The organism is Streptomyces sp. NH27 (assembly GCF_056859195.1).
In genome coordinates this window covers 1-13,046 of sequence record NZ_JACEGK010000199.1, presented here as the reverse complement: position 1 = coordinate 13,046, position 13,046 = coordinate 1, and the positions used below count along the sequence as shown (strand labels likewise).

Here is a 13,046-nt window from a genome sequence, read left to right as displayed (position 1 = left end):
GCCCCGACGGCGTGTAGCCGAAGGAGGCGCTGGGGTACCTCCCGGCAAAGCCAGGGGGAGGACCTGCGCGACAAGCCACCACTCACGGGTGGTCCCGTAACCGGCAGGACGGGGGCAGCCTGGGGGTTGGTTACCCCAGGAAATCCCGGGCGAGGGCGGCGGCGGCACGCTCGAGCAGAGGGCCGGCCTCCGCCATGGACCGCTGGACGTCGGGTTCCAGTTCGGCGAGTGCGTAGGCCCGGGAAATCCCGACGCCCGCAAGCTCCGCAGGAGAAAGCGTGAGGCGCCCGCACACCGCGGCGACGGGAATCCCGGCGGCGCGGGCAGCGGCGGCGACCCCGACCGGCGCCTTGCCGTGCAGTGTCTGGGCGTCGAGCGAACCCTCTCCCGTGATGACGAGATCGGCCCGGGCGAGGGCGGCGGCGAACCCGAGGACGTCGAGCAGGACGTCTATCCCGGGCCGGAAGGACGCGTGCAGCCCGACGAGGGCGCCGTAGCCGATCCCGCCGGCAGCACCCGCCCCGGGCGCGTCCGCGGCGCTGAGCGCGGCACCCCCGAGGGTGGCGCCGAGCACGGCGGCGTACTGCCCGAGCGCACCGTCCAGGAGCGCCACGTCGTCCTCGGAGGCGCCCTTCTGCGGCCCGTAGACGGCGGCGGCGCCCTTGGGCCCGCGCAGCGGGTTGTCGACGTCGCTGGCGAGCACGATCTCGGTGTCGGCCAGCCGCGGGTCCAGCGCGGACAGGTCGGCGGTGGCGAGCGAGGCCAGCGCGGCGCCACCGGGGGCGATCGGCACCCCCTCGGCGTCCAGCAGCCGCGCGCCGAGCGCGCTGAGCATGCCCGCGCCGCCGTCGGTGGTGGCGCTGCCGCCGACCCCGAGCACGATGGTGCGGGCACCGGCGTCGAGTGCGGCCCGCAGCAGCTCACCGGTGCCGTAGGTGGTGGCGGTGAGCGGCGCGAAGACCCCGGGCGGCAGGTGCCGCAGCCCGGACGCCTCGGCCATCTCGACCACCGCGGTGCCCTCGCGCAGCGCGTACGCGGCCTCGACCGGCTCGCCGAGTGGACCGGTCACCCGCGCGGTGCGGCGCTCGAACCCGCCGGCCACCGCCGCGTCCACGGTGCCGTCGCCCCCGTCGGCCACCGGAAGTGACGTGACGGTCGCCTCGGGTGCGACCTGGCGCAGCCCGGCCGTGACATGGGCGGCCACCTCGACCGCGGTCAGCGAGCCCTTGAACTTGTCCACGGCAACGAGCACATGCCCTGCCTGCCGTCCTACTGCGTCGGACACGTGAATTCTCCTGATCCGAAACGGAACGTCGCGCCGTTCCGGACCCTATCCCACCTGCGGTGCACGCCCCGTAGGTTGGTGCGTATGACCACCGACTACGCCACGTACATCGCCTCGCTGCCGAAGATCCTGGCCAGCGCGAGCACCCTGTTCCGGTCGGCCGACGGCCGGGTCCTGCTGGTCGAGCCGAACTACCGGGACGACGGCACCTGGACACTGCCGGGCGGCACCATCGAGTCGGACCGGGGCGAGAACCCGCGGCAGGGTGCCCGCCGGGAGACCCTGGAGGAGATCGGCCTGGACGTGCGGCCGGGCGCGCTGCTCGCGGTGGACTGGATCGACGGGACCGCGCGGCCGCCGTTGGTGATCTACCTCTACGACGGTGGCGTGCTCGGCGACGAGGAACTCGGCGCGATCCGGCTACAGGAGGAGGAGCTGGACTCCTGGCGGCTGGTTGCGCCCGACGACCTGGAGCAGTACCTGTATGCGAACGGCGCACGCCGCATCCGCGCCGGGCTGGCCGCGCTGGCGGCAGGCACCGGACCCGTCGAGCTGGTCGACGGAGCCCCGGCCGATCCGGCCGACCCCGCAGACTCGGCCGACTCGGCTGATCCGGCGCGGGGTTGACCGCCGCGGCGGCTCACGCCTTCGGGATGTCGAAGAAGTAGGTGAGGCCGCCGGCCAGCCGGATGTCGCCCTTCACCTTCAGCTTGCGGGTGAAGAACAGGGTCGGCCCCGAGGCGTTGCCCGAGACGAGTTTCAGGAACTCCGGCGCTGCCATCGTGAGGCTCAACTGCGGTGTGCGGTCGGTGCGTTCGGGAGTGACGGTGCAGGCGCCCCGGGCGATGTGCGTTTCGTAGACGTCGTCGCCCGCGCCTGCCTCGATGCCGTTCTCGGTGATCCGCCAGCGGATCAGGGCGTCCCGGCTGCCCGCGGCCTCGGGCTTGAACAGGGTGTGCATCCGCCCGAACACCTCGTCCAGCACCCGGCGGCGCTGCGGCCCGGCCATCAACTCGGCGATCCGCCGGCCGGGCAGGCCCTTCACGATCCGGGCGAACTCCCGGGGCTCCACCGATCCAAACTCCAGCGCCTCCAGATCGAGATCATCAAGTGCCGCCATGCGAACTCCTCTTCCCGACTCCGGAGTAACCTTACCAGCGAGTAAGATTATTGACATACCATCCACGTGGCAAGGCTTCCGGGTTTGGACGGGACATCTGTGCTCCTGTCCACATAGAATTCCGCCACACGGGGGACAACGGCTTTCCGCTTGGCGGCAGCCCATCTGGCATCGCTCCGACAGGAGTCGAGCAGTCCCTGACTCTCCCCATCACGAGCGACAGAAGGCAGAAAGTCCCATGGCAGAACGGCAGTACCTCGGACACGGCACCAACACCGGTGCGGAGAAGTTCTGGTACGTCCTCGGCTGCATCTACTTCGGCATCTACTACATCGCCAAGGTGCCCGCGAAGAAGGCGCTGAGCGAGTACGGCCTGGTCGAGATGACCGGCGCGGAGAAGTTCTGGTACGTCATCCTCTGCATATTCGGCGGCGGCGGCTACTTCAGCAAGGTCATCTTCAAGCGCGCGCTGTCCGAGGTGCGCGACCCCAACGGCGCGTTCCCGATCGGCGGCCAGCCTGCGCAGATCGGCTACCAGCAGCCGCAGATCGGCTACCAGCAGCAGCCCAACTACCAGCAGCCGGAGCCCGGTTACGGCTACCCGCAGCAGCCGGGTGCCCAGCCCGGCCAGGGCTACGGCTACCCGACCAGCTGATCACCCGGTCACGCCGTACGTCTGATCACACGGTCAGGTCGTAGCGGCGGCCCAGCGGGGGTCGCGACCCAGCACCGCCACGATGCGGTCCAGGGTCGCGGCCCCTTCGGGCGTCTCCAGCCCGGGCGCGAACGCCGCGCCCTCCGCCGTCCGCGCCGCGCCGCCCGGCACCGCCAGCGCGATCGGCAGCACGGCAGCGAGCAGGTCCGAGCCGAACTCGGCCTGCGCACCGATGGACTTGGCCACATCCCACGCCTGCACGACGGTGTCCACGAGCTGGAAGCCGACCGCCACCTCGGCACGCAGCGGCTCGGGCCGGACCTCGGGCAGCCATATCCGGCTGCCCGGCAGTTCCTCGATCGCCGCGAACGCGGCCACCACCTCGGCGCCGGACGCGGCGAACACCCGGCCCGGGTCCTCCCCCGCGGCCACCGGGTGGTCCGCCCAGATCCCCATGTCCTTCCGCTCGCCGCGCGCCGCCGCCGCGAAGCCGTGGTTCTGCCCAGACGCGGCCCTCGACCCGCTCCTTCTCCCACCCTCCATTTCCCGGTCGGTCCAACTCCCGTATAGACGCGGGTCCGGAGAATATCGGCCGGCGGTGCTTTCGTCGACCGGCCCGGCGGCGCAGGCTCACCTGCTGGAGCGTCGGCGGCACATACGCCTGGTCGAGCGTGCCGATGTCGGTGCCGGTGGGACGATCTCGTCGATCCTGTCGTGGACGTGTCGTGAACGTGTTGCGGACGCGTTGCGGACGCGTTGGGACGTATTGCGGATGTTCTCCGCGAAAAAATCAGGAGAGCATGAACGGCTCGAATTCCCGGCACATCCGTGGAAGGCAGAAGGCGGAAGGCGGATGTCTCTGTCGCGCCGGGCGCCGCGTCCGGTTCCCAGCCTGCGGCGGTGCGGGTGCCGGCGGGAGGGACGTCCTCATCCAGGGACAGCCGGTCCCTGGATGTGCCCGGCGTGCCGGGGCATGGTGGAGATGTGGACAGAACCGAACTGGCCGACTTCCTGCGCCGCTGCCGTACCCGGCTCTCCCCTGCCGACGTGGGGCTCTCCGAGGGCCCGCGGCGCCGCACCCCGGGACTGCGCCGCGAGGAGGTGTCGCAGCTGGCGGGCATGTCCACCGACCACTACACGCGGCTCGAGCAGGCCAGGGGCTCGCGCCCGTCCCGGCAGATGCTGGCCGCCGTCGCCCGCGCGCTGCGGCTGACCGGCGACGAGCGGGACCACCTCTTCCACCTGGCCGGCGAGGAGCCCCCGCACGGCGGCCGGCCGGCCACGGAGCATGTCCGCCCCGGCCTGCTGCTCGTCCTCGACCGGCTGACCGACACCCCCGCCCAGGTGGTGAGCGACCGCGGCGACGTCCTCGCGCAGAATGCGATGGCCAAGGCGCTGCACGGCGACGCGTCCGCCCGCCCCGAGGTGGAACGCAACATCGTCTGGCGCTACTTCACCGACCCCGCCGCGCGGGACCTCTTCCCGGCCGAGGACCGCGACCGTGCCGCCCGCGTCTCGGTGGCGGACCTGCGCGCGACCTTCGCCCGCCGCCCGGACGACGCGCGGCTGGCGGCGCTCGTGCGCCGGCTCCGTGACCGCAGCGCGGAGTTCTCGGCGCTGTGGGACGACCACCAGGTCGCCGTGCGCCGCTCCGACGTCAAACGCATCCTGCACTCGGTCGTCGGCCTGCTGGAGCTGGACTGCGAGGTGCTGCTCAACCCGGAGCACGACCAGCGGCTGATCGTCTACACCGCCCGCCCGGGCAGCAGGTCCTACGAGCGGCTGGGGCTGCTGCGGGTGGTCGGCCTCCAGGAGCTGACCCGCGGCTGAACCGCTCCGCACCCATGGCCGGGCCGCGCCACCAGGCGCGTTGCCGCGCTCCCCGCGCGCCGGGCCGTTACGGTGAAAGAGTGAACGCGGCGCGGCGGGCGGGAGAAGGCAGGACCGGGGGGAGCGGCGAGCCCGACGAGACGGAGCCGGCCCGGCGCCTCCACCCGGCCAAGCGGGTGCTGCTGGGCAGCGCCGGAAGTGTCCTGCTGCTCGTCGGGGTGGCGCTGCTGGTGCTGCCGGGGCCGGGCATGCTGCTGGTGCTCGCCGGGTTGGTGCTGCTCTCGCGGGCCATGCCCGCGGTGGCCCGGTTCGAGGAGCCGGTACGGGTCCGGGCGATGCAGGGCGTCGAAGCGAGCGTGGCCTCGCGGTGGCGGATCGCCGGCACCGCGCTGGTCGGCCTCGGGCTGATCGGAGCCGGGGTCGTCTGGGGCACGCGCCTGGTGTCCCGGCTGCCCTTCGGCGGCTGGAGCACCGGGTCCAGCCTGATCCTCTCCGGCCTGGTGCTGCTCGGACTGCTGATGTGGAGCCACCGCCGGGTACACGGCTCCTGACCTGCGACGTACCGGCGGCTTGCCGACGACCTACCGGCGGCTTACCGGCGGCGCGCGTTGTCGTCGTCGCTACGTACCGGCCGCGCCACGTACCGGCGGCAGCGGAACTACCGGCGGGCCGCCGCGCGCCGCAGGTGGCGCAGCACCGCCTTCGCCGCGTTGTGGCCGCTCATGCCGTGCACGCCCGGACCGGGCGGGGTCGCGGCGGAGCAGAGGAAGACCCCGGGGCGGGGCGTGGCGTACGGGATCGCGGCGAGCCGGGGCCGCAGCACGGTCTGCAGTCCGGAGAACGCGCCGCAGGCGATGTCGCCCTCGATGTAGTTGGCGTTGCGGGCGGCGAGCCCGGCGGGGCCGGTCACCGTGCGGGCGAGCACGAGGTCGCGGAAGCCGGGCGCGAAGCGTTCGATCTGCCGCTCGACGGCGTCGGTGGCGTCGCCGTGCCAGCCGCGCGGGACATGGCCGTACGCCCAGAAGACGTGCTTGCCCTCGGGTGCGCGGGACGGGTCGACCACGCTGGGCTGGGCGGTGATGAGGAAGGGCGTCTGCGGCGGGCGGCCGGTGACGGCGCGGTTGAGGGCGTCGCCGATCTCCGTGTACGTGGGGCCGATGTGGACGGTGCCGGCCTCCCGGGCGACGGGCGCGGTCCACGGCACGGGGCCGTCCAGCGCGTAGTCGATCTTGAAGACGGACGGCCCGTAGCGGTAGCCGCGGTAGACGTCGCCGAGCGCGGCGATCCGGGCCAGCGCGGTGGGCGAGGTGTCGAAGACGTAGGCGCGGGCGGGCGGGAGCTCGTCGAGCTTGCGTACGGTCACGCCGGTGGTGATGACGCCGCCGAGTTCGGTGAGGTGGGCGGCGAGCGCGTCGCTGATCGCCTGGGAGCCCCCGCGCGCCACCGGCCAGCCGCGTTCGTGCGCGGCGAGCGCGAACATCAGGGCCATGGCGCCGGTGAGCGGCTCGCTGAGGCGGGCGATGGCGTGCCCGGCCAGGCCCGCGAGCATCGCCCGCGCCTTCGCGTCGTGGAACCGATACGCCAGCAGCCCGACCGGCGGCAGACCGGTGAGCCCGAACCGGGCGAAACGGTAAGGGTCCTTGGGCAGCCCCGACCACGGCGGCCGGAAGAAGTCGGCGGCCATGGTCTCCCAGTGGCCGACGTACGGGGCGAGCAGCTTGCGGTAGGCGGGTGCGTCGCGCGGCCCGAGCGAGGCCGCGGTCTCGCCGACCGTACGGGCCAGCACGGCCGCGGTGCCGTCGGGGAAGGGGTGCGCCATCGGCACCCGCGGCTGGAGCCACTCCAGGCCGTGCCGGGCCAGCGGCAGCGTGCGGAAGACTGGCGAGCCGATACCGAAGGGGTGGACGGCCGAGCAGGGGTCGTGGCGGAAGCCGGGAAGCGTCAACTCCTCGGTACGGGCGCCGCCGCCGACGGTGTCGGCCGCCTCGTAGACCTGTACGGACAGGCCCGCGCGGGCGAGTTCGACCGCGGCGGTCAGCCCGTTGGGGCCGGCGCCGACCACGACCGCGTCGACCACGACCGCCCGGCTCACCGCGCACCGCCTTCCCGGCCGTCGGTCCCCGCGTTCTCGGTGCTCGAGGTGTTTCCGGTTCCTTCGCGGTCCGCGGTGCTCTCGCCGTCCGCGGCGAACCCGACTCCCAGGGTGCGCACCACCCGCCGCGCGGTCGCCTCGTCCCGGGCCACCGTGAACGGCAGCCGGTTGCCCCCGGCCACGCGGAACGGCTCCCCCGTCGGCGTCAGGCTCGCGCCGCCCGCCTCCGAGACCAGCAGCAGCCCCGCGGAGTGGTCCCAGGGCGCCTCCCAGAAGAACGCCACCCCGTCCGCGATCCCCCGGGCCACCTCCAGATAGCCCAGCCCCGCGCTCGTGGTGCACGGCACCGTCTCGACGCCCGCGGCCTCCAGCCGCTCCAGCGCGGCACGCTCCCCCTCGTCACGGACGACGGGGTTGGAGATCCATATCCGCAGCGGTTCCCGGTCGCCGGCGGTACGAAGCCGCTCGCCGTCGAGGTACGCGCCCCGGCCGCGCCGAGCCGTGGCGAACAGGCCGAGCTGCGGGGCGTACGTCCAGGAGGCCACCGGCACTCCGCCGCACACCAGGCTCACCAGCGTGGAGAACCCTTTGTCGCCGCGGACGAACGCCGAGGTGCCGTCGACCGGGTCGATCACCCACACCGGGGCGTCGCCGCGCAGCAGTTCCAGCAGGGACGGGTCCGCGGCGACCGCTTCCTCGCCGACCACGACCGAGCCGGGCAGCAGCGCGGGGAGCCGCTCGGTGAGGACCTCCTCGGCCCGCCGGTCGGCGGTGGTGACCAGGTCGTGCGGACCGTGCTTCTCCACCACGTCCGCAGCCGTCAGTTGCCGCCAACGGGGGACGACCTCTGCCGCCACCACGTCCCTGACCGTCTCCTCGACAGCGGCGAGGAGCGCGTCATCGACCGCATCAGCATCGTTGGCCATGCGGCCATCCAACCAGACAACGGTCTCCCGCCGTCACGGTGCCGGAGTGCACCCGCACACGGGGACGGCGGCAAATCCCAGCGGCGGGTTACGACCAGGTCGTTACCGCAGCGCCGGGATGACGTGCTCGCCGTAGGCGTCCACCACCGCTTCCTTCGCGTCGTGCATCGCGTAGAGCGCGAACTGGTCCACGCCGAGATCGCGGAGAGCGGCGAGCTTGTCGAGGTGCGCCTGGGGCGGGCCGAGGACGCAGAAGCGGTCCACGATGTCGTCGGGCACGAACGCGGTGTCGGGGTTGCCGGTCCGCCCGTGGTGCGCGTAGTCGTAGCCCTGGCGCTGCTTGACGTAGGCGGTCAACTCGTCGGGCACGAGGGCGGAGTGCTCGCCGTAGCGGCCGACGAGATCGGCGACGTGGTTGCCGACCATCCCCCCGAACCAGCGGCACTGCTCGCGGGCATGCGCGAGGCCCTCCGCCGAACCGTCGGTGACATACGCGGGGGCGGCCACGCAGATGGTGACCGAGGCCGGGTCGCGGCCGGCCCGCTCGGCGGCGGCGCGCACCGCCTTGACCATCTGCTCGGTGAGGTAGACGTCGGCGAGTTGGAGGATGAAGCCGTCGGCCTTCTCCCCCGCCATGGCGAGCGCCTTCGGCCCGTAGGCGGCCATCCACACCGGCAGTTCGCCGCCTTCCACCCACGGCAGCCGCAGCGCGGTGCCGTCGACGGTCGCCTCGCGGCCCTCCGCGAGATCGCGGATCACGGTGATCGCCTCGCCGAGCCGGGCGAGCGTGTTGGGCGGGCGGCCCGCCACCCGCATCGCGGAGTCGCCGCGGCCGATGCCGCACACCGTGCGGTTGCCGTACATCGAGTTGAGGGTGGCGAAGGTGGAGGCGGTCACCTCCCAGGTGCGGGTGCCGGGGTTGGTGACCATGGTGCCGACGGTGAGCCGGTCGGTGTGGTCGAGGATGCGGCTGTGGATGACGAACGGCTCCTGCCACAGCACGGCGGAGTCGAAGGTCCAGCCGTGGCTGAAGCCGTTGCGCTCGGCGCGGCGCATCAGGCCGACGACGTTCGACGCGGGCGGGTCGGTCTGCAGGACGAGTCCGAAGTCCATGGCGGCACCGCTCCTTCAACGTGGGGAGGTTCGCAGGGGGTTGGCGGAGTTCGGCGGGCGCCGAACGACGTCAGCCGAGGAACTGGCAGGTGCCGCGCGGCACGTACTGCCCGTGCCCGGCCCGGCCGACGTACGCGCCGTCCTGGATCACCGGCACCCCGCGGGAGAACACGGTCTGTGCCCGCCCGGTGATCCGGCGGCCCTCGTAGGCGCTGTAGTCGACGTTCATGTGATGGGTCTGCGCCGAGATCACCTGCTCGGCGTGCGGGTCGTAGACCACCACGTCGGCGTCGGCGCCGGGCGTGAGCGTGCCCTTGCGCGGGTAGAGGCCGAACATCCGGGCCGGGGTGGCACAGGCGATCTCGATCCAGCGACGGCGGGTGAGGTGGCCGTCGAGGACGGCCTGGTGCAGCAGGTCCATCCGGTTCTCCACCCCGGGCAGGCCGTTGGGGATCTTGGAGAAGTCGCCGACGCCGATGTCCTTCTGCCCGGTGAAGCAGAACGGGCAGTGGTCGGTGGAGACCACCTGGAGGTCGTCGGTGCGCAGGCCCTGCCACAGCGCCGCTTGGTGCTCGCGCGGCCGCAGCGGGGTGCTGCACACGTACTTGCTGCCCTCGAAGCCGGGTTCGGCGAGGTTGTCGGTGGACAGGAACAGGTACTGCGGGCAGGTCTCGCCGAAGACCGGCAGGCCCTGGTCGCGGGCCGTGATCAGCTCGGCGACCGCCTGCTGCGCGGAGACGTGCACCACGTACAGCGGTGCGCCCGCGACCCGGGCGAGCTGGATGGCGCGGTGGGTCGCCTCGGCCTCCAGCAGCGCGTGCCGGACCTCGCCGTGGTAGCGCGGGTCGGTCTTCCCCGCGGCGAGCGCCTGCTGGACCAGTACGTCGATGGCGATGCCGTTCTCGGCGTGCGTCATGATCAGGCCGCCGTTGGCCGCCGCACGCTGCATCGTCCGCAGAATCCGGCCGTCGTCGCTGTAGAAGACGCCGGGGTAGGCCATGAAGAGCTTGAAGCTGGTGACGCCCTCCTCGACGAGGAGGTCCATCTCCTTGAGCACCGGCTCGTTGACGTCGGCGACGATCATGTGGAAGCCGTAGTCGATCGCGCACCGCGCGTCGGCCTTCGCGTGCCAGGCGTCGAGGCCGGCCCGCAGGCTGCCGCCGACCTGCTGGATGGCGAAGTCCACGATGGTGGTGGTGCCGCCCCAGGCGGCGGCGCGGGTGCCGGTCTCGAAGGAGTCCGAGGCGACGGTGCCGCCGAACGGCATCTCCATGTGGGTGTGCGCGTCGACGCCGCCCGGGATGACGTAGCGGTCGGTGGCGTCGATGACGGTGTCGGCGGTCCAGCCGGCCGCGGTGTCGCTGTCGTGGGCGGCGAGCGCGGCGATCCGCCCGCCCTCGATCAGCACGTCGGCGTGGACCTCGTCGGCGGCGGTGATCACCAGGCCGCCGCGGATGAGCGTGCGGGTCATCGCGCGGCCCCCTTCTCCGGTACGGACGGTGCGGACGACTCCGGTCCGGATGTCTCCGGCGCGGACACCTGCGCGGACGACTTCGGTGCGGACGCCTGCGCGGATGCCTTCTGCGGGGCCTGCTCCGGCCCGGACGACTTCTCCAACTCGGCCTGCGCGGCGCTCAGGGCCGCGCTCAGGGCGTCGGCGCCCTCCTCCGCCTCGGCCACCGTGAGGGTCAGCGGCGGGGCGATCCGCAGCGCGTTGCCCGCCCGGCCGCCCTTGCCGATCAGCAGGCCGTGCTCGCGGGCGGCTTCGAGGACGAGGGAGGCGGCGGCCGGCGACGGGATGTCGGTGCCGGGTTCGACCAGTTCCATCCCGAGCATCAGGCCGCGGCCGCGCACCTCGCGGACGATGGCGCTGCGCGCGGCGACCGCGTCCAGCCGGGACCTGAGCAGGCCGCCGACCCGGCGGGCGTTGCCCTGGAGGTCGTGTTCGAGCAGGTAGGCGAGGTTGGCGAGCGCGCCCGCGGTGGTGATCGGGCTGCCGCCGAAGGTGGAGATGGAGTTGGCGTCCAGGCAGTTCATCACCTCGGCGCGGGCCACCACGCCGCCCATGGACAGGCCGTTGCCGATGCCCTTGGCGAAGGTGAGGATGTCCGGCGGGCCGGCCGCGTCGTGCGCCTGCCAGCCCCAGAAGTGGTCGCCGGTACGGCCCCAGCCGGTCTGCACCTCGTCGGTGATCCACAGGATGCCGTGCCGGTCCAGCACCCGCTTGAACGCGGCCAGCAGCCCGTCCGGCCCGGAGGTGAACCCGCCGACGCCCTGCACCGGTTCGGCGATCAGCGCCGCGATCGTGCCGTTCGCCTGCCCGAGCAGGTCCTCCAGGTCCTCGACGCACGCCGCGATGAACTCGGCGTCGGTCAGGTGCGCGTACGGGCCGCGGGTGCGGACCCCGCCGTGCACGTAGAGCGTCTGGAGCGGGGAGAGGCTGGTCGGCGACCAGGCGGAGTTGCCGGTGATGCCGATGGAGGTGAAGGACCGGCCGTGATAGCTGTTGCGCAGCGCCAGCACCTGGTTGGAGCGGCGGTAGGTGGTGGCCAGCAGCAGCGCGGTGTCGTTCGCCTCGGTGCCGGAGGTGGTGAAGAAGACCCGGGCGTCCGGGATGCCGGACAGATGGGCGATCCGCTCGGCCAACTCGACGGCCTGCCGGCTGAGGTAGAGCGTCGAGGTGTGCAGGATCTTCCCGGCCTGCTCGGTGACGGCGGCGGTCACCTCGGGCAGCGCGTGCGCGGTCATCGTGGTGAGGATGCCGCCGAAGAAGTCCAGGTAGCGCCGTCCCTCGGCGTCCCAGACGTGGCGGCCCTCGCCGTGCGTCAGCTCGATCGGCCGGGCGTAGTAGGTGGCCAACCAGTCGGGCAGTACCGCCTGGTGGCGGGCGTACAGCGCGGCGTGCGCGCTCTGGGTCGCGGTGGCCATCTGCTCACGCCTCCGTCAGGTCGCCGTAGGCGTCCGGCCTGCGGTCGCGGTAGAACGCCCAGGTCTGCCGGACCTCGTCGATCAGGTCGAAGTCGAGGTCGCGGACGAGCAGTTCCTCCTTGGTGTCGGAGGCGGCGCCGTCCACGAGTTGGCCGCGCGGGTCCACGAAGTAGCTGGTGCCGTAGAAGTCGTTGTCGCCGTACGGCTCGACGCCGACCCGGTTGATCGCCGCGATGAAGTACTCGTTCGCGACCGCCGCGGCGGGCTGCTCCAGCTGCCACAGGTACGCCGACAGGCCGCGGCTGGTGGCCGAGGGGTTGTAGACGAGCTGCGCGCCGGCCAGGCCCAGGGCGCGCCAGCCCTCGGGGAAGTGCCGGTCGTAACAGATGTACACGCCGATCCGGCCGACGGCGGTGTCGAAGACCGGCCAGCCGACGTTGCCGGGCTTGAAGTAGTACTTCTCCCAGAAGCCCTTGACCTGCGGGATGTGGTGCTTGCGGTACTTGCCGAGGTAGCTGCCGTCGGCGTCGATCACCGCGGCGGTGTTGTAGTAGAACCCGGACTGCTCGATCTCGAAGACCGGCACCACCATGACCATGCCGGTCTCCTTGGCGAGCGCCTGCATCCGGCGCACCGTCGGGCCGTCCGGCACCGGTTCGGCCCACCGGTAGTGCTCTGCCTCCTGGACCTGGCAGAAGTAGGGGGCGTTGAACACCTCCTGGAACCCGATCACCTTCGCACCCTGCGCGGCCGCGGCCCGCACGTGCTCCTCGTGCTTGGCGATCATCGACTCGGTGTCCCCGGTCCAGGTGGCCTGCACCAAGGCGGCCCTGACGACGTTGCTCATCCGCAGCTCCTCTGACGTGACGTCACGTCGGTTCTACGCCCGTAGATCCCAGCCGTCCGACGAACGTAAATCCCTCGCCCCACTCTGGCAAGGCCCCTGCGGTTACCAGCCGACGACGGGCTTGTTTCGCATCCGCCCGCCCCCTACGGCGCATCCGCGCGGGCGCGGGCGGGTGCGCGGGCGGGTTCGGTACGGCGCGGCGTCGGTGCGGGGTGCGGTCGGACGGCGCGGGTGCGGGTACGGGTACGGG

The 13,046-nt window shown here is 72.6% G+C and carries 13 protein-coding genes; 4 read left to right on the top strand and 9 right to left on the bottom strand.

What is annotated here, in order from left to right:
- Window positions 1-130: 130 nt before the first annotated feature.
- Window positions 131-1,252, bottom strand: coding sequence for a glycerate kinase (locus AC13HU_RS17870; protein WP_483042880.1), 1,122 nt, complete (start codon window positions 1,250-1,252; stop codon window positions 131-133).
- 117 nt (window positions 1,253-1,369) lie between these two features.
- Here AC13HU_RS17870 and AC13HU_RS17865 point away from each other — a divergent pair, with 117 nt between their 5' ends.
- The gene (locus AC13HU_RS17865) at window positions 1,370-1,912 is read left to right on the top strand and encodes an NUDIX domain-containing protein (RefSeq protein ID WP_483042878.1); all 543 of its coding nucleotides are present in this window, start codon (window positions 1,370-1,372) and stop codon (window positions 1,910-1,912) included.
- A gap of 13 nt (window positions 1,913-1,925) precedes the next feature.
- Here the strand turns inward: AC13HU_RS17865 and AC13HU_RS17860 are convergent, their stop codons facing one another.
- Complete coding sequence (locus AC13HU_RS17860; RefSeq protein WP_483042877.1) at window positions 1,926-2,405, bottom strand: SCP2 sterol-binding domain-containing protein; 480 nt, start codon at window positions 2,403-2,405, stop codon at window positions 1,926-1,928.
- Between the two features lie 238 nt (window positions 2,406-2,643).
- Here AC13HU_RS17860 and AC13HU_RS17855 point away from each other — a divergent pair, with 238 nt between their 5' ends.
- Entirely contained in the window at window positions 2,644-3,060 is a 417-nt protein-coding gene (locus AC13HU_RS17855) for a hypothetical protein (RefSeq protein ID WP_483042876.1), read from the top strand.
- Between the two features lie 33 nt (window positions 3,061-3,093).
- Here the strand turns inward: AC13HU_RS17855 and AC13HU_RS17850 are convergent, their stop codons facing one another.
- Window positions 3,094-3,516 carry a DinB family protein gene (locus tag AC13HU_RS17850; RefSeq protein WP_483042875.1) on the bottom strand — a complete coding sequence of 141 codons (423 nt, stop codon included), beginning with the start codon at window positions 3,514-3,516 and terminating at the stop codon, window positions 3,094-3,096.
- Window positions 3,517-4,044: 528 nt separating this feature from the next.
- On the opposite strand from AC13HU_RS17850, the gene AC13HU_RS17845 reads away from it, so the two are divergent.
- Both AC13HU_RS17845 and AC13HU_RS17840 read left to right on the top strand, forming a co-directional pair.
- Window positions 4,045-4,890 carry a helix-turn-helix transcriptional regulator gene (locus AC13HU_RS17845; protein WP_483042874.1) on the top strand — a complete coding sequence of 282 codons (846 nt, stop codon included), beginning with the start codon at window positions 4,045-4,047 and terminating at the stop codon, window positions 4,888-4,890.
- Between the two features lie 80 nt (window positions 4,891-4,970).
- Complete coding sequence (locus tag AC13HU_RS17840) at window positions 4,971-5,441, top strand: PGPGW domain-containing protein (protein WP_483042873.1); 471 nt, start codon at window positions 4,971-4,973, stop codon at window positions 5,439-5,441.
- A 107-nt stretch (window positions 5,442-5,548) separates the two neighbouring features.
- On the opposite strand, the gene AC13HU_RS17835 is transcribed toward AC13HU_RS17840, so the two are convergent.
- The 6 genes from AC13HU_RS17835 to AC13HU_RS17810 all read right to left on the bottom strand — a co-directional run bounded on the left by AC13HU_RS17835 (window position 5,549) and on the right by AC13HU_RS17810 (window position 12,796).
- Entirely contained in the window at window positions 5,549-6,967 is a 1,419-nt protein-coding gene (locus AC13HU_RS17835) for a phytoene desaturase family protein (RefSeq protein WP_483042879.1), read from the bottom strand.
- Between the two features lie 11 nt (window positions 6,968-6,978).
- The gene (locus AC13HU_RS17830) at window positions 6,979-7,908 is read right to left on the bottom strand and encodes an inositol monophosphatase family protein (RefSeq protein ID WP_483042872.1); all 930 of its coding nucleotides are present in this window, start codon (window positions 7,906-7,908) and stop codon (window positions 6,979-6,981) included.
- 102 nt (window positions 7,909-8,010) lie between these two features.
- Window positions 8,011-9,021: a TIGR03842 family LLM class F420-dependent oxidoreductase gene (locus AC13HU_RS17825; RefSeq protein WP_483042871.1), complete on the bottom strand. Its 1,011-nt coding sequence runs from the start codon at window positions 9,019-9,021 to the stop codon at window positions 8,011-8,013.
- A gap of 70 nt (window positions 9,022-9,091) precedes the next feature.
- Window positions 9,092-10,492 (bottom strand): dihydropyrimidinase, encoded by a 1,401-nt coding sequence (hydA, locus tag AC13HU_RS17820; RefSeq protein ID WP_483042870.1) that lies wholly within the window; start codon window positions 10,490-10,492, stop codon window positions 9,092-9,094.
- On the bottom strand, window positions 10,489-11,949 hold the full coding sequence (locus AC13HU_RS17815) for an aspartate aminotransferase family protein (protein WP_483042869.1): 1,461 nt from the start codon (window positions 11,947-11,949) through the stop codon (window positions 10,489-10,491). Before AC13HU_RS17815 ends, hydA begins: the two co-directional genes overlap by 4 nt.
- Before the next feature lie 4 nt (window positions 11,950-11,953).
- On the bottom strand, window positions 11,954-12,796 hold the full coding sequence (locus tag AC13HU_RS17810; RefSeq protein WP_483042868.1) for a nitrilase-related carbon-nitrogen hydrolase: 843 nt from the start codon (window positions 12,794-12,796) through the stop codon (window positions 11,954-11,956).
- Window positions 12,797-13,046: the final 250 nt, after the last annotated feature.

Coding starts and splice junctions, on each gene's coding strand:
- hydA (WP_483042870.1), bottom strand. CDS start 10,492: ATGACCCGCACGCTCATCCGCGGCGGCCTGGTGATCACCGCCGCCGAC.
- AC13HU_RS17855 (WP_483042876.1), top strand. CDS start 2,644: ATGGCAGAACGGCAGTACCTCGGACACGGCACCAACACCGGTGCGGAG.
- AC13HU_RS17860 (WP_483042877.1), bottom strand. CDS start 2,405: ATGGCGGCACTTGATGATCTCGATCTGGAGGCGCTGGAGTTTGGATCG.
- AC13HU_RS17830 (WP_483042872.1), bottom strand. CDS start 7,908: ATGGCCAACGATGCTGATGCGGTCGATGACGCGCTCCTCGCCGCTGTC.
- AC13HU_RS17825 (WP_483042871.1), bottom strand. CDS start 9,021: ATGGACTTCGGACTCGTCCTGCAGACCGACCCGCCCGCGTCGAACGTC.
- AC13HU_RS17815 (WP_483042869.1), bottom strand. CDS start 11,949: ATGGCCACCGCGACCCAGAGCGCGCACGCCGCGCTGTACGCCCGCCAC.
- AC13HU_RS17865 (WP_483042878.1), top strand. CDS start 1,370: ATGACCACCGACTACGCCACGTACATCGCCTCGCTGCCGAAGATCCTG.
- AC13HU_RS17850 (WP_483042875.1), bottom strand. CDS start 3,516: ATGGGGATCTGGGCGGACCACCCGGTGGCCGCGGGGGAGGACCCGGGC.
- AC13HU_RS17810 (WP_483042868.1), bottom strand. CDS start 12,796: ATGAGCAACGTCGTCAGGGCCGCCTTGGTGCAGGCCACCTGGACCGGG.